The following is a 17,467-nucleotide window of genomic DNA, read 5'->3' on the forward strand; positions in this document are numbered from 1 at the left end:
CCCACTTGATTGGCCGGGCGGCTAAATTCCCCCGTACGGCGTTGTCCGGCCCGACGAAGGGGGTCACGCCGCGGTCACGGTCGGCCCCACCCCCGCGGCGACCGACCCGCTCCATCACGGCGCCCGACCCGCCCGCGCACCGCGCCCGCCCGTCAGGCCGCGCGCTCGTCCCGCCCGTGACGACCCGTCGCGCCCGCACCCGTGCCGTCCAGGGCGACCGGGGCCACCCGACGGTCCCAGTCGATCCGGTAGCCGTGCACCGGCCGGAGCATCTTCTCGGGGCTCATGAAGGTCCGCATCGCGATCGGAGCGACCAGCCGGAACATCATCCGCCCGACCGCCCCTGAGGCCTTCTGGCTGTTGGTGCGGGCCGCGTCGGCGGCGATCTTCTCGACCCGGGGCCGGCGCAGCGCCTCGTACGCGGCGAAGGCGGCGGTGTGGTCGGGCAGGTCGCGCAGGCAGCGGGCGAGTTCGACGGCGCTCTCGACCGCCAGCGAGACGCCCTGGCCCGAGCTGTTGGACGGGGCGTGCACCGAGTCCCCGACGAGGACCATCCGGCCGCGGTACCAGCGCGGTACGGACGGCATGATCTCCAGCCGGGGGAACACGTCCATGGTCTCCACGTCCGCCATCCGCAGCACCTCGCGGGCGGGCACGTCGTCGGAGTGCAGCTCGCGGCAGCGGCGCAGCCACTCCGCCATGCCGGCGGCGCGGGCCTCCTCGGGGGCCAGCGGTTCGGGCTGCGGGATGTTGCTGAACCAGGCGGTGCCGCTGCCGTCGGCCAGGCCCCAGTAGCCGAAGAAGGCGCGGGCGCCGTTGGCGAAGTGGACGGACTCGCCGCGTCCGGCCCGGCCGGGCAGCCGGTGGGAGCTGTAGCCGCCGACGCCGAGCAGTCCGGTGTACTGCGCGGCGGGCGCGGCCGGGTCGATCAGGGTGCGGACGGTGGAGCGGGTGCCGTCGGTGCCGATCAGCAGGTCGCCGGTGGCGGTGCTGCCGTCGGCGAACCGGGCGGTGACCCCGTCGGCGCCCTCCTCGGCGCCGACCAGCCGCTTGCCCCACTGCACCTCGACGCCGGCCTCCTGCAGCCGCCGCTGCAACACCTCGTAGAGCTCGGCGCGGCGCATCAGCCGGCCGCGCGGCAGGTCGGCGAGGCCGGAGAACTCGGCCAGCACGCCGCCCTTGCCGTCCTCGATCACCATCGGCCCGACGGGTTGCCCGATCCGGCCGACCTCCTCCTCCAGCCCGACGAGGGCCAGGGCGCCGAGCCCGTTGGGGGCGATCATGAAGGTGCCGCCGACGCCCTCGGCGGAGCTGCCGTACGCCTCGAAGACGACCGGCTCGATGCCGGCCTTGCGCAGTGCCAGCGCCATCACCGGTCCGGCGATGCCGCCGCCGATGACCAGCGCCTTCCTGGTGGTCCCTGTGTTGCCGGTGGTGCCGGTGGTGCTCATTCCAGGCTCCTCATGAATTCCTGCAGGGTCCGGTTGAAGTCCGACTCCCCGATCTGTCCGATGAGGTTCTCGGTGTAGCGGCGCTCGGCCTCCAGCAACGCGAGGGCGTACTCCTCCTCGACGACGAACATCGGGTGGACGTGCATCTCGACGGCCTTGCGCAGCTGGGCGCGCGAGTCGTCGATCCGCGCGTCCAGCGCCTCCAGCCGCCGGCCGAGCAGGTCGGCCGATTCCTCGGTCGGGAGCACCACGAGCAGGCAGAGGGCGACCCCGAAGGCCGGGTACTCCTCCTGCGGTTCGGCGATCCATTCGCGCATCCAGTCGAGGAGCTCCGTCCGGCCCTCGGGGGTGAGGGCGTAGACGGTGCGCTCCGGCCGCTGGGTGTCGCGGACGGTCTCCTGCTCGGCGACGAACCCGGCCTTCCGCAGTTGCTCCACGACCATGTAGAGCGAGCTGCGGTTGTACTTGATGTTGCGGTCCTTGCCGTGCTCCTTGAGCCGTCGCCCCATCTCGTACGGGTGCATCGGCTCGGCTCCGAGTTCGGCCAGGACCGCGAGGGCCAGCGGGTTCGACACCTTGCGTCGCTTCGCCATGAGAACGTTCCTCATCACTTGGTCAGTACTGACTATCCATTCTCGGATAGTCAGAGTCAACTATTCAGGATCGACGAACCACGACTCTGTCCGTCCGGCTAAAATCAACCACACGGCATTGTCCGAGCGGATGAAGGAGGCCTGAGTGAGCACACCCGGCCTGCCGCTCCGTCAGCTGCTGATGTCCCTCGGCGAACCCCTGGTCGAACTGCAGGCCGCCCCGCTGGGCCTGGACGTCCCGGTGCGCGACGTCGCGATCCTCGACCCGGAGGACCCGCCGACCGCCTCCCCCGGCGAACTCGTCCTCGCGATCGGCGCCCGCGGCCGCGCCGCCCTCCCCGCCCTGCGCGCGGCCGGCCGAGCCGGTGCGGCCGCCGTCGCGGTCAAGCTGGACGGCCCCGGCCAGGCCGACGCGCTGCGCGAGGCCGCCACCGACGCGGGCGTGGCCCTGCTGTCGGTGCGCCGGGAGACCCGCTGGGAGCACCTCGACTCGCTGGCCCGGGCGATCATCGCCGGCCCGGACGCGCCGGACGCGCCCGGCTCCCCCGAGCCCAACGCGGGCGACCTCTTCTCCCTCGCCCAGACCGTCGCCGTGCTCACCAACGGCATCGTCTCGATCGAGGACACCTCAAGCCGGGTGCTGGCCTACTCCCGCTCCTCCGACTCCGACGAGGTCGACGACCTGCGCCGGCTCTCCATCCTCGGCTGGCAGGGCCCGGAGCCGTACCTGTCCAAGCTCCGCGAGTGGGGCATCTTCCAGCACCTGCGCAGCTCGGACGCCCCGATCGCGGTCGAGCCGCACCCCGAGCTCGGCCTGCGCCGCCGCCTGGCCGTCGGCATCCGGGCCGGGGCGCAGCCGCTCGGCACCATCTGGGTGCAGGAGGGCGCGCAGCCGCTGGCCCCGCTGGCCGAGCAGGCGCTGGTCGGCGCCGCCCGCGTCGCGGCCGCCCAGCTGGTGCGCCGCCGCCGGGAGCTGTCCGCCGACGTCCGGCTGACCCAGACGCTGCTCACCGGCCTGCTGGAGGGCTCCACCGGCCCCCAGTCGCTCGCCACCCACCTCGGCCTGGACCTGCGCCGCCCGGCCACCGTGCTGGCGTACGGCGCGCACACCACCGAGGCGCTGCACCGCTCCGACGTCACCGGCCTGATCTCGGTGCACACCGCCGCCCGGCACCGCACCGCGCTGCTCGCCCCGATCGAGTCCCGGGTGTACGTGCTGCTGCCGGAGCTGCCGCCGGGCCTGCCGATGACGACCGTGCGCGGCTGGGCCTCCGAGGTGGTGACGGCGGCCCGGGAGCACCTCGGTGTCACGCTGCGCGCGGCGATCGGCGCGACCGTCGACGGCCTGGCCCAGGTGCCCGACTCCCGCGCGCAGGCGGACCGCATCCTGGACGCGATGGGCCGCGGCGGCGTGGACCTCGACGTCGCGGCACTGATCGACGTCCAGGCGGAGGTGCTGGTCAGCGAGATGGTCGCGCTGCTGCAGGAGCGCACCGGCCTGCGCGACCCGCGGCTCACCGCGCTCACCGAGTACGACCGCCGGCACGGCACCCGGCTGGCCGAGTCGGTGCTGGCCTGGCTGGACGCGCTCGGCGAGGTCCGGGTGGCCGCGGACGCCCTGCACATCCACCCCAACACCCTGCGCTACCGGGTGCGCCGCGCCGAGCAGTTGACCGGCATCGACCTCGCCCAGCCGCAGCAGCGGCTGCTGGCGATGCTGCAACTGCGGCTGCCCGCGGACGAGTAGTCCACGGGCAGCCGATGGGGTCAGGACGGACGGTGCGTCACTCGCCGTAGCCCTGACCGCGCTTGTGCTCGTTCAGCCGGCGCCACGGGCCGGTGATGGCCAGCTGGATGCCCGGGGTCTGGATGTTGGCGAACAGGGTCTTGCCGTCGTCCGAGAAGGTCACCCCGGTGAACTCGCTGAACTCGGGCTTCTCGGCGGTGCCGATGTTCAGCTCGTTGCGGGCGATCGGGTAGACCAGCCCGTCCTCGGTGGCGCCGAACAGGTGCGACACGCCCTCGCCGTCCTCGCAGATCACGATGCCGCCGTACGGCGAGACGGTGATGTTGTCCGGGCCGTCGAAGTTGTCGTGGTCGCCCCAGACGTCGGTGTTGACGCCCAGCAGGACCTTCAGCGTGATGGTGCGGCGGGCCGGGTTGTAGAACCACACCTGGCCGTCGTGCTGCAGCGGGCTCTCCGAGCGGGCGAAGCTGGAGACGAAGTAGAAGCCGCCGTCACCCCACCACATGCCCTCCAGCTTGCGGGCGCGGGTGACCTCGCCGTCCTTGAACTGCTTGCGGACGGAGACGGTCGTGGCGTCGCGGTCCTGGACCTTGACCCAGTCCACGCCGTAGGTGGTGCCGACCTTGGTGGCGCGGGAGAGGTCGTCGACGAACTTGCCCTGCGCGTCGAAGACCTTGAAGGCCTCCAGCACGCCGGCGTCGGCGGCCAGCTTGCGCAGCTGGTAGCGGCCGTGCTCGAAGCCGGCCGGCGGGGTCCAGCGGAACAGCAGGCCGTTCGGGTTCGAGGCGTCCTCGGTCAGGTAGACCTGGCCGCGCTTCGGGTCCACGACGACGGCCTCGTGCGCGTAGCGGCCGAAGGCCTTCACCGGCTGCGGGTCCCGGTTGTAGTCGTCGTCGAACGGGTCGACCTCGAAGATGTAGCCGTGGTCCTTGGTGAAGCCGTTCTTGCCGGCCTTGTCCTCGGTCTCCTCGCCGGACAGCCAGGTGCCCCACGGGGTCACGCCGCCCGCGCAGTTGGTGGCGGTGCCGGCGATGCCGACCCACTGCTCGACCGAGCCGTCCCGCTTGGCGTGCACGATGGTGCAGCCGCCGGCCGCGCCCGGGTCGTAGACGTGGCCCTCGGTCAGCGGCACCGGGTGCGGCCAGTTGGCGCGGGCGCCGGAGAGTTCGTGGTTGACGACCATGAAGTTGCCGCCGTGCTCGTCCTCGAAGGCGGAGGTGCCGTCGTGGTTGCTCGGGGTGAACTCGCCGGTGCGCAGCTTGGTGACGCCGGCCCGGTTCAGGACCTTGTACGAGAAGCCCTTCGGCAGGGACAGCAGTCCGGCCGGGTCCTGCGCCAGCGGGCCGTAGCCGACGGCGGTGCCACCGGCCGCGTTGGTCCCGGCGGCCGCCGCGGCCGGAGCCTCGCCGCCGGCCGGGGCGGCGATCGCACCGGGGGCACTGGCCAGGGCCTCGGCGCTGCCGGCGATCAGCACGCCGGCCCCGACGAGGGTGGAACGGTTGACGAAGTCCCGGCGGGACAGCGACATGGCAGCAACTCCTGAAGGATGAGCGGGCGTCGGGGCGGGATGCCGACGCCCAGCAGGCTCCGCCGGGCGGGTGAACCCGGCATGACGCCCACCTCACATCCGGGCGGCCATTTGCCGACCGATGACCTTCGCATGACCTCCGCTTTGCCAAGGCATCGTCAGGAGCCGCCCGCCGTCACGGCACTCCCGGCGGTCGGACGGCACTCCCGACCCGGCTCCACGGCACTCCCGGCCCCGGCCCGCCGGGCTCAGCGCCGCGCCGCCCGCCACTGCTCCCAGGCCGCCAGCCACAGCTGCTCGGCCAGCCGGTGCTCCTCCCACACCCCGGCCCCTCCCCCGGCGGGCCGCTCCCGCCACAGCTGCGCCCAGGCCCGCTGCGCGGGCAGGCTCGCCACCTCGCTCGCGAACACCGTGTACCGGACGACCTCCTCGACGGCCGCCTCCCCCTCCGCCGTGCCCACCAGCCAGTGCGTCTGCCGGGACAGCCGGTTGAGGTGGTTGACCATCGAGGTCACCGCCGCCGCGGCCTCCTCCCGGGTCTCGGTGGCCAGCCGCATCTGCTGGCGCACCGCCGCCTCCCAGCGCACCGCGCAGGCGTCCCCGCGCAGCCCGCGCGGCAGCCGCGGCGTGCGCCCGGCCCGGACCTGCGCCTCGATCGCGGCGGTCTCGGCGATGCTCTGCGCGATCAGCGACCGGTGCGCCTCCAGTCCGACGACGGGCGGCAGTTCGCGCTCCTCGACCGGCACGTACCGGGCCCGCCGGGAGGCGAGGTCGCGCAGCAGGTCGGTGCGCCCGCTCAGGTACCGCTCGAAGTCGCCGATCCCGCCGAGCTCCACCCCGCCCGGGTCCACCCCGCGCCCGCAGACCGTCACGGTCAGCCCGCCGATCCGCAGCCGCCCGGCCCACACCGCCCCGGGCCCCTCCTCCGCCGCGGCCCCCGGCCGCAGCACCGGCCGGTCCTCGTGCACCTCCAGGGCGCGCGGCTCGCCGTCGACCGTGATCCACGCGCGCAGCGCCCGCACCCGGCCCGGCCCGTCGCCCTCGTCGACGCCCAACTGCTCGTAGACGCGGTCCCGTTCGTCCTCGACCACGTCCTCCAGCTCGGGCAGCGGCTCGCACCCCTCGGCGCCCGGACGGTACGTCCGCACCGTCACGTACGGGCCCGCCGCCGAACGCCAGTCGCCGCACAGCACCTCGACCCAGCGCAGCACGCCGCCGGAGGTCTCGAAGGCGGCCAGTGCCTCGCCGGTGCGGCCCGGGCCGGAGGCCACGCCGTACACCGGGAAGTCGACCGCGGCGAGGGTCCGGCGGGAGAAGTCCTCCTGGTCGGCGAAGCGGCCCTCCGGGCCCGACCGGTCCGGGACCGGGGCGCGGCCCGAGGGCCCGGTGTTCCACTCCTGGGGCCTGCCGCCGCTCTCCCGCACCATCCTGTGCCGCACCCCCGACTCCTCGCGCCCGCACCGCTGACGCCACCTTACGTGCCCGCAGCTGCCGGGTCATCAGCCCGACTGCCGGACGGGGGTGGTGGCCGTGTCAGGGCGCCCGGTTGTCAGCCGTCCTCCCTAACCTGGCCGCATGACAGCACAGAGCAGCACCACCGCGGGCGCCGGCCCGGCACCGGACGGCTTCCCCGCCAGGATCAGCATCGTCACCCTCGGCGTCTCCGACCTCGATCGCAGCGCCCGCTTCTACGAAGACCTCGGCTGGCGGCGCTCCACCGCCTCCAGCCCGGAGATCGTCTGGTTCCGCACCGCCGACTCGGCGCTCGGCCTCTTCCCCACCGACGAGCTGGCGGCCGACGCGGGCATCCCCGCCACCGGCGAGCCGTCCTTCCGCGGCGTCACCCTCGCGGTGAACCTGGAGTCCCCCGCGCTGGTGGACGCCGCGATGAGGACCGCCGTCGAGGCCGGCGCCGTGGTGGTCAAGGCGCCGGTCCCGACGAGCTGGGGCGGCTACTCCGGCTACTTCGAGGACCCGGACGGCCACCTCTGGGAGCTCGCCCACAACCCGTTCTTCCCCTTCACCGAGGACGGCTCGCTGGACCTCCCGGAGTAGACCCCCGGGTCCGCTCCGGGCCCCTCAGTTCCTCGAACGGGCCTTGAAGGCCGCCTTGCGCGCCTCCTTGGCCACCGCCCGGTCCAGGTGCAGTTCCCCGATCGCCTCCAGGACGTCCGCCGTGTACGGGTGGTCGACCCGCCACAGCTCGCCGAACCAGGTCGCCGTATCGCCCTTCACCGGCAGGTCGGCGACCAGTTCGCGCAGCAGCGCGGCGTCGCCGCCGCTGTCCAGCAGCTGGGCGGCGAAGGTGTCGACCACCGTCCACAGCGTCATCGCCCGGGTCGGCACCGGCACGTCCGTCGCGCCCTGCGCGGTCAGCCAGGCCCGCGCCGCACCGCCCAGCTCCGGGTCGTCCAGCACCTCCCGGACGGCCGGTTCGGCGCCCGGCCCCAGCAGGTCGAGCGCGGAGACGCAGAGCATCCGCCGCAGCGGCCCGTACGCGTCGTCGCCGCGCGCCGCCGCGAGCAGCTCGCGCGCCGCCGCCACCGGCTCCCGGCCGGCGGTCCACACCCGCAGCTCCTCCTCCGGCAGCACGTTGGCCGACTCGCACACCGCGCGCAGCAGCTCGGCCGCGTCGCCCTGCGCCAGCTCGCCGACCAGCGGCGCGTCGTAGCCGTCCTCCAGCAGCCACTGCCGGATGCCGTACTGGCCGAGCGGGGTGAGCCGGACCAGGCCGAAGCGGGCCGACTCCTCCTCGTCCAGCGGCTCCTCGCCGACGACGGCGGGCTCCTCGCCCTCCTCCTCGTCGAACAGCTCCGGGTCGATCGGGCGGTACTCCAGCAGGCCCAGCTCGGCCAGGTCGCCCAGCATCGGGTCCAGCGCGACCATCACGTCGGTGATGTCGCCCAGCAGCTCCTCGCTCGGCTCCTCGCCCTCCGGCACCACCAGCAGCGCGGCCAGCACGCCCAGCGGCACGGTCTCGTTGCCGGGGTCGGCGAAGGCGGTGGTCTCGTAGAGCACCTGCAGCGCCTCGTCCAGCAGCTCGGCGGCCTCGTCCCGGGCCTCCTCGACCTCGTTCAGGCCGTCCTCGTCCTCCTCTGCCGCCGCCTCCTCGGTGCCCTCCTCCGGCATCGAGTCCGCCTCCACCGCCAGCTCCCGGACGATCCCGGCAGCGGTCAGCCACAGCTCCAGGACGGTCTCCGGATCGCCCTGCTCGGCGGGCTCCAGGTCCGGCCCGGGGACGGCGACGTGCTCGCCCTCCGCGGTCGTGCCGAGCTCCACCAGGTCCAGGTCGCAGGCCAGCGACCAGGCGCGCAGCGCCTCGACCTCGGCCTCCTCCGGCACCTCGCCCTCGGCCGGGGCCAGGCCCAGCAGCCGCGCGGCGGGGGCGCGGTCCTCCTCGACCAGGTCGCCGAACTCGTCCACCGCCCGGTGCGGGGCCGCCCAGCGGGCCAGCGTCAGCGCGTACCCGAACATCGGGACGGCCTTCGCCTGCCCGGCCAGCTCCTCCTCGGCGGGCAGCTTGACGGGCGGCACCAGGACGGCCGCGTCGTCCAGGTCCTCGTCGTCCAGACCGTGCGCGGCGAACGCCCCGTAGAGGTCCTGCAGCTCCATGTCGGCGGGCAGGACCGCCTCGGCAGCTCCCTCTCCCCCTGTAGCCCCGGCGTTCTTCCGACGTCGTCCGGCCATCGTTTGCGCTCTCCCTCAGCCAGCGGTCAGCCCAAACAGCTCCGCGTACCGATCTACCACCTCAGCGTATAGGTGTGGCACCCCCGATGCCCGGCCGCAAGGGGCGCACGCAGGGGCGCGCGCCGCATCCACGCGCCCACCCCTTATCCTTCGCATTGGTACCGTGCACACCCCGCGCGGGCCGCCGGGCAACGAAGCCCCCTCTCTCAGCTCATCCGCTCCACCAGGGAGCCCCGCACCGCGGCCACCACCACAGCGCCTCAGGACGGGCGCGCCGGCATACCCCGCCGACCCCGGTGGTGCCCTGCCACAGGAGACCCCTCACATGGCGGACCTCTCCCCCGCCGGCTCCGGCCTGCGCACCGCGCAGCTCGACGGACGCCGACTGTCGGAGGCCCTGCTTCCCCTGGAGCTCGCGCCGCGCGCCCAGCTCCAGCTCTCCGCGATCAGCCGCTGGAACGCGATGCGCGGAGTCCGCGTCGGCCTGGTGGCCGCCGCCCTGCTGCTGATGCTGATCGGTGCCAACCTGGCGACGCCGATCTACCCGCTCCTCCAGCAGCGCCTCGGACTCGGCCCGCTCGACACCACGATCCTCTTCACGATCTACGTCTTCGCGCTGGTCCCGGTGCTGGCCGTCGTCGGCCACTGGTCCGACCACCTCGGCCGCCGGGCCCTGATCCTGCCCGCCGTCGCCCTGGCCGCCGCCGGCGACGTCGTCTTCGCCACCTCCGGCAGCTTCTGGCAGCTCGCGGCCGGCCGGGCGGTCCAGGGCATCGCCGTGGGCCTGTCCACCGGCGCCGCCGGGGCCGCCCTCGGCGACCTGCTGCCCGACCACCCGACGCTGGCCGCCAAGCTCACCCTGGCCTGCTCCGCCGGCGGCGTCGCGCTCGGCCCCATCGTCGGCTCCCTGCTGGCCGACGGCGCCGACCCGCTGCTGACGCCGTTCCTGCTGCACGCCATCGCGCTCCTCGCGCTCTGCGTGCCGCTGGCGCTGGTCCACCCCCGGATGCCCGGCCGCAACCGCCCGCCGGCCTCCCCGCCGCGGATCACCACCCCGGCCCACCTGCGCCCGCAGCGCCTGCGACTGCCGCGCACCGGCCGCCGCGAGTTCCTGCTCGCCGCCGGCGCCGGCTTCATCTCGTACGGCGTCTTCGGCGTCTACCTGGCCCTCGCCCCGGCCTTCTCGGCGAAGCTGCTGCACACGCCCTCGCACCTGACCGGCGCGATCGTGGCCGCCCTGCTGCTCGGCTCCTCGGCCGCCGCCCAGCTCGTCGTCCCGCCGACCGCCGACCGCACGGTGATCGCCCTCGGCATGACCGGCCTGGCCACCGGCCTCGGCCTGGTCGTCGCCGCCGGGTACACCGGCACCCCGGCACTGCTGTTCATCGGCAGCGTCCTCGGCGGCATCTGCCAGGGCGTGGCCTTCCGCTCCCTGTTCACCACGGCCGTGGCCGCCATGAACCCGGAACGCCGCGGCTCCGAGCTGAGCGCCCTGTGGATCATCGTCTACCTCGGCAGCTCCGCCCCCATCATCGCCGTCGGCGCCCTCGTCCAGCAGTACGGCCTCCTGCCCGCCGTCAGCGGCTTCGCCACCGTCGCCGCCGTCCTCTGCGCCGCGCTGGCAGTGGCCGTCGCCCGCAAGCCCCGGCACACCGCCTGACCCCGTACGACGAACGCCGCTGCCCGGGACTTCCTCCGAAGTCCCGGGCAGCGGCGTTCGTACCGGACCTACGCGCCCCACGCCTTCCAGGCATCCGTGCCGACCTCGACGCCGAACGGCTCCGGCAGTCGGACGGACTCGCCGAACTTCCACTCGCCCAGCACCTCGTACGTCCCCTCGCCCCGGTTCGGCTCACCGAACAGCGTGACGCCGGGCTGCCGCGGATCACGGTCCACCAGCAGGTGGTACGGCACACCGACGCGGGCGTAGCCACTCCACTTGGTGGGCTTGACCTGGCGGCCGAACATCGGACGCCGGTCGTGGCGGGCATCGGAGGACGAGGTCACCTCGACCACCAGCTCCAGGTCGTGCGGGTGCAGGTGCAGGACGTCCTCGGCGCGCTTCTCCGTGTCGGTGTCCTTGCTGACCACCACCATGTCGGGGATGTAACCGTCCCCGATCTCGACCAGATCCAGGTTGACGGTCTGGACGACCCGCCAAGGAAAGGCCGCGTCCTCGAACCAAGCACGCTCGAATCCCCGCTGAACATCCGAGAGGATCCCACCACGGGCATACACAGGCGCCGGTGACACGACGATCTCCCCTCCGACCACTTCCACCCGCGTGCCGTCGTCCGGGAGCCGGAGGTACTCCTCCAGTTCTCCCCGGACCCACATGGCGTACGGCGAGTCAGGCAGAAGCAACTGCGCGAACGCAACCACCGACATGACTTCGCTCCCTCCGAGGTCGCGGCACCGGCCTGGCCGCCCGCTGGCAGATATACCACTGCCGCACAAACCTTTCCCTCGAAGGAGAGGTTTGCGCGGCAGCAGGTTGACGAATGGCCCGTCCGTCAGACGTTGAAGCCGAGGGCGCGGAGCTGCTCGCGGCCGTCGTCGGTGATCTTGTCGGGGCCCCACGGCGGCATCCAGACCCAGTTGATGCGCAGGTCCTTCACCAGGCCGTCGGTGGCGGTCTTCGCCTGGTCCTCGATGACGTCGGTCAGCGGGCAGGCCGCCGACGTGAGCGTCATGTCGATGGTGGCCACGTCGGACTCGTCGATGTGGATGCCGTAGATCAGGCCCAGGTTGACGACGTCGATGCCCAGCTCGGGGTCGACGACGTCCATCAGGGCCTCGGTCAGGTCCTCGACCGAGACGGTGCCGGCGGTGGTGCCGACGATGATGCCGGTCTGCTCCTCCGCAGCGGAGGCCGTGGCGTCAGTGGTGCTCTCGTCACTCATGGTTCTGTCCTCCTCTGCGGGATCAGTCGTTCACGGCGGGGTGCTGGGCGAGCGCCTGAGCGGTGGCGTCCTTCCAGGCCATCCAGCTGAGCAGGGCGCACTTGACCCGGGCCGGGTACTTGGAGACGCCGGCGAACGCGACCGCGTCCTCCAGCACCTCCTCGTCGCCCTCGCCCTGGCCCTTGCTCTGCATCAGCTCCAGGAAGGCCTCCTGGACCGCCTGCGCCTCGCCCACGCTCTTGCCGACCACCAGGTCGTTGAGCACCGAGGCGCTCGCCTGGCTGATCGAACAGCCCTGGGACTCGTACGAGACGTCGGCGACGGTCGCGCCGTCGAGCTTCACCCGCAGGGTGATCTCGTCGCCGCACGTCGGGTTGACGTGGTGGACCTCGGCGTCGCCGTCCCGCAGCCCCTTGCCGTGGGGGTTGCGGTAGTGGTCCAGGATGATGTCCTGGTACATCGAGTCGAGCTTCATGTCCTGCGCGTCCCGTCAGCCGAAGAAGTTCCGGACGTGGTGCAGGCCGTCGATCAGCGCGTCGACCTCGCCCGGCGTCGAGTACAGGTAGAACGACGCCCGCGTGGTCGCCGGAATTCCGTACCGGAGGCAGACCGGCCGCGCGCAGTGGTGGCCGACGCGCACGGCGATGCCCTGCTCGTCCAGCACCTGACCCACGTCGTGCGGGTGGATGTCACCGAGGGTGAAGGAGATCGCCGCACCGCGGTCCACGGCCGTGCGCGGGCCGATGATCCGCAGGTCGGGGACCTCCAGCAGCCGCTCGACGGCGTACGCGGTGATCGCGTGCTCGTGCGCCGCGATCTTCTCCATGCCGACGCCCTGCAGGTAGTCGATGGCCGCGCCGAGCCCGACCGCCTGGGCGATCGGCGGGGTGCCGGCCTCGAACTTGTGCGGCGCCGGGGCGTAGGTGGACGAGCCCATGGTGACGGTCTCGATCATCTCGCCGCCGCCGAGGAACGGCGGGAGGTCCTCCAGCAGCTCCTGGCGGCCCCAGAGCACGCCGATGCCGGTCGGGGCCAGCATCTTGTGGCCGGTGAAGGCGACGAAGTCGGCCTCCAGCGCCTGCACGTCCAGCACCATGTGCGGCGCGGCCTGCGAGGCGTCGATGACGACCAGCGCGCCGACCGACTGGGCCTTGCGGACGATCGTCTCGACCGGGTTCACGGTGCCGAGCAGGTTGGAGACCAGGGTGAAGGAGACCACCTTGGTCTTCTCGGTGATCAGCTCGTCGATGTTCGACAGGTCGAGCCGGCCCTCGTCGGTGAGCCCGAACCACTTCAGCTTCGCGCCGGTGCGCTGCGAGAGCAGCTGCCACGGGACAATGTTGGAGTGGTGCTCCATCTCCGTGATGACGATCTCGGAGTCGGCGTCCACCTTGTACGGCTCGTCGGCCCAACCGAGCATGTTGGCCACGAGGTTGAGCGACTCCGAGGCGTTCTTGGTGAAGATCACCTCGTTGCGGCTCGGCGCGTTGACGAACGCCGCGACCTTGTCCCGGGCGCCCTCGTACAGCGCGGTGGCCTCTTCGGCGAGCACGTGCACGCCGCGGTGGACGTTGGCGTTGTGCCGCTCGTAGTAGGCGGTCAGCGCTTCCAGCACCTGGCGCGGCTTCTGCGAGGTCGCCGCGTTGTCCAGGTAGACCAGCGGCTTCTCGTCGTGCAGCAGCCGCTGCAGGACCGGGAAGTCCTTGCGGATCGCGTCGGTGTCGAGCAGACCCGGCAGGCCCGAACGCTCATGGGCATGCGTCACTCGGATGCGCCCCCCTTCACGTACGCCTCGTAGCCCTCGTTCTCCAGCTTGTCGGCCAGCTCGGCGCCGCCGGACTCGACGATGCGGCCGCCCGCGAAGACGTGGACGTAGTCGGGCTGGATGTACCGCAGGATGCGGGTGTAGTGGGTCACCAGGAGGGTGCCGACCTCGCCGGTCGAGCGGACCCGGTTGATGCCCTCGGAGACGATGCGCAGCGCGTCGACGTCCAGGCCGGAGTCGGTCTCGTCGAGGATCGCGATCTTCGGCTTGAGCAGCTCCAGCTGGAGGATCTCGTGGCGCTTCTTCTCGCCGCCGGAGAAGCCCTCGTTGACGTTGCGCTCGGCGAAGGCCGGGTCCATCTGGAGGGCGGCCATCGCCTCCTTGACCTCCTTCACCCACAGCCGCAGCTTCGGGGCCTCGCCGCGGACGGCGGTGGCGGCGGTGCGCAGGAAGTTGCTGACCGAGACACCGGGGACCTCGACCGGGTACTGCATGGCCAGGAAGACACCGGCCTTGGCCCGCTCGTCGACGGACATCTCCAGGACGTCCTCGCCGTCCAGCAGCACCGAGCCGCCGGTGACGGTGTACTTGGGGTGGCCGGCCAGCGAGTAGGCCAGGGTGGACTTGCCGGAGCCGTTGGGACCCATGATGGCGTGGGTCTCGCCCTGCTTCACGGTCAGGTCGACGCCCTTCAGGATCTCGCGCGGGCCGTTCTCGGCCTCGACGGAGACGTGCAGGTCGCGGATTTCAAGGGTTGCCATGTGTACTCAGGACTCCTGGTTGACGGAGACGAGCACATCGTCCCCTTCGATCTTTACGGGGTAGACAGCGACCGGCTTGGTGGCGGGCAGGCCGGAGGGCTTGCCGGTGCGCAGGTCGAAGCTGGAGCCGTGCAGCCAGCACTCGATCATGCAGTCCTCGACCTCGCCCTCGGAGAGCGAGACGTTCGCGTGCGAGCAGATGTCGTTCACGGCGAACACCCCCTCGTCGGTGCGGACGACGGAGACCGGCACGCCGTTGAGGTCCACGCGCTTGGGCACGTCCTCCTGGAGGTCGCTCAGCGCGCAGGCACGGAGGAAGGTCATCGCGTTCAGACCGCCGCTTCCAGCTCTGCGTCGATCTTCTCCATGAGCTGTTCCTGGACCTCGGCCACGCCGATCTGCTGGAGCAGCTCGGCGAAGAAGCCGCGGACCACCAGGCGGCGGGCCTCGTCCGCCGGGATGCCGCGGGCCTGCAGGTAGAACAGCTGCTCGTCGTCGAAGCGGCCGGTCGCCGAGGCGTGGCCGGCGCCGACGATCTCGCCGGTCTCGATCTCCAGGTTCGGGATCGAGTCGACCCGGGCGCCGTCGGTGAGCACCAGGTTCCGGTTGAGCTCGTAGGTGTCGGTGCCGAGCGCGGCGGCGCGGATCAGCACGTCGCCGACCCAGACCGCGTGCGCGTCCTGGCCCTGCAGCGCGCCCTTGTACGCCACGTTCGACCGGCAGTGCGGCGTGTCGTGGTCGATCACCAGGCGGTGCTCCAGGTGCTGGCCGGCGTCGGCGAAGTAGAGGCCGAACAGCTCGGCCTCGCCGCCGGGGCCCGCGTAGTTGACCCGCGGGTGCAGGCGGACCAGGTCGCCGCCGAAGGTCACGACCACGGACTTGTACGTGGCGTCCCGGCCGACCAGCGCGTTGTGCTGGGCGACGTGGACGGCGTCGCGCTCCCAGTCCTGGACGGAGACGAAGGTGAGCTTGGCGCCGTCGCCGACCAGCAGCTCGACGTTGGCGGCCCGGGTGCCGGTGCCCGCGTGGTTGAGCACCACGACGGCCTCGGCGAACGGCTTGACGTCGATCACCACGTGGGCGAAGCGGACGCCGCCCTCGCCGCGCACGTCGATCCTGACCGGCTCGGTCAGCACCGCGTCCTTGGGGACGGTGACCACCAGGGCCTGCTCGAAGGCGCTGAACGCCTGCGCGGCGACCCGGTCCACCGGCGTACCGGCCTTGCCCAGGCGGGCGTCGTCGCGGCCGACGGTCTCGGCGGTGACCCCGTCCGGCAGCGTGAACTCGACCTTGTCCTCGCCCTTCTCGGCCTGGGCGGCGGTCCCGTCGTGCAGCCCGCCGAGGCGGTGCAGCGGGGTGAACCGCCAGTCCTCCTCGCGGCCGTGCGGCACCGGGAAGTCGTTCACGTCGAAGGACGGCTTGACCGCGACGCGCGCGTCGATCGGCTGCTGGACCGTGGCCCGGCCGGTGCCGGGGCCGGCGAGCCGCGCGCCCGCGCCGGCGGTGCCGACCTCGATCGACCCGGCGGTGGTGGAGCCGGTGGTGTTCTGCTCAGCCATGGCTGTTCGTAGTGCTCTCTTCCTCGGAAATCGGTGGACGGCGGTGGCGGCTGGACGTCAGCCGACCGCGCCCTCCATCTGCAGCTCGATCAGCCGGTTGAGCTCCAGCGCGTACTCCATCGGCAGCTCGCGCGCGATCGGCTCGACGAAGCCGCGGACGATCATCGCCATGGCCTCGGTCTCGGTCAGACCGCGGCTCATCAGGTAGAACAGCTGGTCCTCGCTGACCTTGGAGACGGTCGCCTCGTGGCCCATGGACACGTCGTCCTCGCGGACGTCCACGTACGGGTAGGTGTCCGAGCGGGAGACGGTGTCGACCAGCAGCGCGTCGCACAGCACGTTGGACTTGGCGCCGTGCGCGCCCTCGCCGATCTCGATCAGACCGCGGTAGGAGGTGCGGCCGCCGCCGCGCGCCACCGACTTGGAGACGATGTGCGACGAGGTGTTCGGCGCCATGTGCACCATCTTGGCGCCGGCGTCCTGGTGCTGGCCCTCGCCCGCGAAGGCGATCGACAGGGTCTCGCCCTTGGCGTGCTCGCCCATCAGGTAGACGGCCGGGTACTTCATGGTGACCTTGGAGCCGATGTTGCCGTCGATCCACTCCATGGTCGCGCCCTCGTACGCCACGGCGCGCTTGGTGACCAGGTTGTAGACGTTGTTCGACCAGTTCTGGATGGTCGTGTAGCGGCAGCGGCCGCCCTTCTTGACGATGATCTCCACGACCGCGGAGTGCAGCGAGTCGGAGGAGTAGATCGGCGCGGTGCAGCCCTCGACGTAGTGGACGTAGGCGTCCTCGTCGACGATGATCAGCGTCCGCTCGAACTGGCCCATGTTCTCGGTGTTGATCCGGAAGTAGGCCTGCAGCGGGATGTCGACGTGCACGCCCTTCGGCACGTAGATGAACGAGCCGCCGGACCACACCGCGGTGTTCAGCGCGGCGAACTTGTTGTCACCGGCCGGGATGACGGTGCCGAAGTACTCCTTGAACAGCTCCGGGTGCTCGCGCAGCGCGGTGTCGGTGTCCAGGAAGATGACGCCCTGCTCCTCCAGGTCCTCGCGGATCTGGTGGTAGACGACCTCGGACTCGTACTGGGCGGCGACACCGGCGACCAGGCGCTGCTTCTCCGCCTCCGGGATGCCGAGCTTGTCGTAGGTGGCCTTGATGTCCGCCGGCAGGTCCTCCCAGGACTCGGCCTGCTTCTCGGTGGAGCGGACGAAGTACTTGATGTTGTCGAAGTCGATGCCGGTGAGGTCGGAGCCCCAGGTCGGCATGGGCTTCTTGCCGAACAGCTTCAGGCCCTTGAGCCGGAGGTTCAGCATCCACTCGGACTCGCTCTTCTTCGCGGAGATGTCGCGCACGACCTCCTCGCTGAGCCCGCGCTTGGCAACGGCGCCGGCGGCGTCCGGGTCGGCCCAGCCGTACTCGTAGTTGCCCAGGCCCTCAAGCTCCGGGTGCGAAACGGTGTCAGTCAT

The 17,467-nt window shown here is 72.1% G+C and carries 16 protein-coding genes; 3 read left to right on the plus strand and 13 right to left on the minus strand.

The genetic code is table 11. The features are described 5' to 3' along the window. Positions 1 to 152: 152 nt before the first annotated feature. Positions 153 to 1,451 (minus strand): FAD-dependent monooxygenase, encoded by a 1,299-nt coding sequence (locus ACZ7KX_RS18645; protein WP_470327352.1) that lies wholly within the window; start codon positions 1,449 to 1,451, stop codon positions 153 to 155. After that, entirely contained in the window at positions 1,448 to 2,044 is a 597-nt protein-coding gene (locus tag ACZ7KX_RS18650; protein ID WP_470327353.1) for a PadR family transcriptional regulator, read from the minus strand. The genes ACZ7KX_RS18645 and ACZ7KX_RS18650 overlap by 4 nt, the downstream gene beginning before the upstream one ends. A gap of 145 nt (positions 2,045 to 2,189) precedes the next feature. On the opposite strand from ACZ7KX_RS18650, the gene ACZ7KX_RS18655 reads away from it, so the two are divergent. Further along, entirely contained in the window at positions 2,190 to 3,791 is a 1,602-nt protein-coding gene (locus ACZ7KX_RS18655; protein ID WP_350521361.1) for a PucR family transcriptional regulator, read from the plus strand. A gap of 37 nt (positions 3,792 to 3,828) precedes the next feature. On the opposite strand, the gene ACZ7KX_RS18660 is transcribed toward ACZ7KX_RS18655, so the two are convergent. After that, positions 3,829 to 5,319, minus strand: coding sequence for an alkaline phosphatase PhoX (locus tag ACZ7KX_RS18660; RefSeq protein ID WP_470327354.1), 1,491 nt, complete (start codon positions 5,317 to 5,319; stop codon positions 3,829 to 3,831). A gap of 248 nt (positions 5,320 to 5,567) precedes the next feature. Continuing rightward, the gene (locus ACZ7KX_RS18665; RefSeq protein ID WP_470327355.1) at positions 5,568 to 6,758 is read right to left on the minus strand and encodes a hypothetical protein; all 1,191 of its coding nucleotides are present in this window, start codon (positions 6,756 to 6,758) and stop codon (positions 5,568 to 5,570) included. Between the two features lie 136 nt (positions 6,759 to 6,894). Between ACZ7KX_RS18665 and ACZ7KX_RS18670 the strand changes: the two genes are divergently transcribed. Continuing rightward, the gene (locus tag ACZ7KX_RS18670; protein ID WP_470327356.1) at positions 6,895 to 7,374 is read left to right on the plus strand and encodes a VOC family protein; all 480 of its coding nucleotides are present in this window, start codon (positions 6,895 to 6,897) and stop codon (positions 7,372 to 7,374) included. 24 nt (positions 7,375 to 7,398) lie between these two features. Here ACZ7KX_RS18670 and ACZ7KX_RS18675 read toward each other — a convergent pair whose 3' ends face one another. Further along, positions 7,399 to 9,006 carry a hypothetical protein gene (locus ACZ7KX_RS18675; RefSeq protein ID WP_470327357.1) on the minus strand — a complete coding sequence of 536 codons (1,608 nt, stop codon included), beginning with the start codon at positions 9,004 to 9,006 and terminating at the stop codon, positions 7,399 to 7,401. Positions 9,007 to 9,331: 325 nt separating this feature from the next. Between ACZ7KX_RS18675 and ACZ7KX_RS18680 the strand changes: the two genes are divergently transcribed. Then, a complete protein-coding gene (locus tag ACZ7KX_RS18680; RefSeq protein WP_470327358.1) occupies positions 9,332 to 10,666 on the plus strand; it encodes an MFS transporter in 1,335 nt (444 codons plus the stop codon). Positions 10,667 to 10,734: 68 nt separating this feature from the next. Here the strand turns inward: ACZ7KX_RS18680 and ACZ7KX_RS18685 are convergent, their stop codons facing one another. From ACZ7KX_RS18685 to sufB, 8 genes are all read right to left on the minus strand, one after another. After that, entirely contained in the window at positions 10,735 to 11,394 is a 660-nt protein-coding gene (locus ACZ7KX_RS18685) for a Uma2 family endonuclease (protein WP_470327359.1), read from the minus strand. Between the two features lie 125 nt (positions 11,395 to 11,519). Then, the gene (locus ACZ7KX_RS18690; protein ID WP_470327360.1) at positions 11,520 to 11,909 is read right to left on the minus strand and encodes a metal-sulfur cluster assembly factor; all 390 of its coding nucleotides are present in this window, start codon (positions 11,907 to 11,909) and stop codon (positions 11,520 to 11,522) included. A 22-nt stretch (positions 11,910 to 11,931) separates the two neighbouring features. After that, entirely contained in the window at positions 11,932 to 12,384 is a 453-nt protein-coding gene (sufU, locus tag ACZ7KX_RS18695; RefSeq protein ID WP_350521371.1) for a Fe-S cluster assembly sulfur transfer protein SufU, read from the minus strand. A 15-nt stretch (positions 12,385 to 12,399) separates the two neighbouring features. Further along, a complete protein-coding gene (locus tag ACZ7KX_RS18700) occupies positions 12,400 to 13,674 on the minus strand; it encodes a cysteine desulfurase (RefSeq protein ID WP_350521372.1) in 1,275 nt (424 codons plus the stop codon). Next, positions 13,671 to 14,435, minus strand: coding sequence for a Fe-S cluster assembly ATPase SufC (gene sufC, locus ACZ7KX_RS18705; RefSeq protein WP_196952639.1), 765 nt, complete (start codon positions 14,433 to 14,435; stop codon positions 13,671 to 13,673). The genes ACZ7KX_RS18700 and sufC overlap by 4 nt, the downstream gene beginning before the upstream one ends. Before the next feature lie 6 nt (positions 14,436 to 14,441). Then, positions 14,442 to 14,759: a bifunctional 3-phenylpropionate/cinnamic acid dioxygenase ferredoxin subunit gene (locus ACZ7KX_RS18710; RefSeq protein ID WP_350521373.1), complete on the minus strand. Its 318-nt coding sequence runs from the start codon at positions 14,757 to 14,759 to the stop codon at positions 14,442 to 14,444. A gap of 5 nt (positions 14,760 to 14,764) precedes the next feature. Then, positions 14,765 to 15,994 carry a Fe-S cluster assembly protein SufD gene (gene sufD, locus ACZ7KX_RS18715; protein WP_470327361.1) on the minus strand — a complete coding sequence of 410 codons (1,230 nt, stop codon included), beginning with the start codon at positions 15,992 to 15,994 and terminating at the stop codon, positions 14,765 to 14,767. A gap of 57 nt (positions 15,995 to 16,051) precedes the next feature. Further along, positions 16,052 to 17,467, minus strand: a complete 1,416-nt coding sequence (gene sufB, locus ACZ7KX_RS18720; protein ID WP_470327362.1) for a Fe-S cluster assembly protein SufB — start codon at positions 17,465 to 17,467, stop codon at positions 16,052 to 16,054.

This window comes from Kitasatospora sp. NPDC038210 (genome assembly GCF_055600605.1).

Excerpts from the sequence above, each read along its gene's own strand:
- sufD (WP_470327361.1), bottom strand. The coding sequence starts at position 15,994 with ATGGCTGAGCAGAACACCACCGGCTCCACCACCGCCGGGTCGATCGAG.
- ACZ7KX_RS18710 (WP_350521373.1), bottom strand. The coding sequence starts at position 14,759 with ATGACCTTCCTCCGTGCCTGCGCGCTGAGCGACCTCCAGGAGGACGTG.
- ACZ7KX_RS18675 (WP_470327357.1), bottom strand. The coding sequence starts at position 9,006 with ATGGCCGGACGACGTCGGAAGAACGCCGGGGCTACAGGGGGAGAGGGA.
- ACZ7KX_RS18680 (WP_470327358.1), top strand. The coding sequence starts at position 9,332 with ATGGCGGACCTCTCCCCCGCCGGCTCCGGCCTGCGCACCGCGCAGCTC.
- ACZ7KX_RS18650 (WP_470327353.1), bottom strand. The coding sequence starts at position 2,044 with ATGGCGAAGCGACGCAAGGTGTCGAACCCGCTGGCCCTCGCGGTCCTG.
- ACZ7KX_RS18645 (WP_470327352.1), bottom strand. The coding sequence starts at position 1,451 with ATGAGCACCACCGGCACCACCGGCAACACAGGGACCACCAGGAAGGCG.
- ACZ7KX_RS18660 (WP_470327354.1), bottom strand. The coding sequence starts at position 5,319 with ATGTCGCTGTCCCGCCGGGACTTCGTCAACCGTTCCACCCTCGTCGGG.
- sufC (WP_196952639.1), bottom strand. The coding sequence starts at position 14,435 with ATGGCAACCCTTGAAATCCGCGACCTGCACGTCTCCGTCGAGGCCGAG.
- sufB (WP_470327362.1), bottom strand. The coding sequence starts at position 17,467 with ATGACTGACACCGTTTCGCACCCGGAGCTTGAGGGCCTGGGCAACTAC.
- ACZ7KX_RS18670 (WP_470327356.1), top strand. The coding sequence starts at position 6,895 with ATGACAGCACAGAGCAGCACCACCGCGGGCGCCGGCCCGGCACCGGAC.
- ACZ7KX_RS18690 (WP_470327360.1), bottom strand. The coding sequence starts at position 11,909 with ATGAGTGACGAGAGCACCACTGACGCCACGGCCTCCGCTGCGGAGGAG.
- ACZ7KX_RS18685 (WP_470327359.1), bottom strand. The coding sequence starts at position 11,394 with ATGTCGGTGGTTGCGTTCGCGCAGTTGCTTCTGCCTGACTCGCCGTAC.
- sufU (WP_350521371.1), bottom strand. The coding sequence starts at position 12,384 with ATGAAGCTCGACTCGATGTACCAGGACATCATCCTGGACCACTACCGC.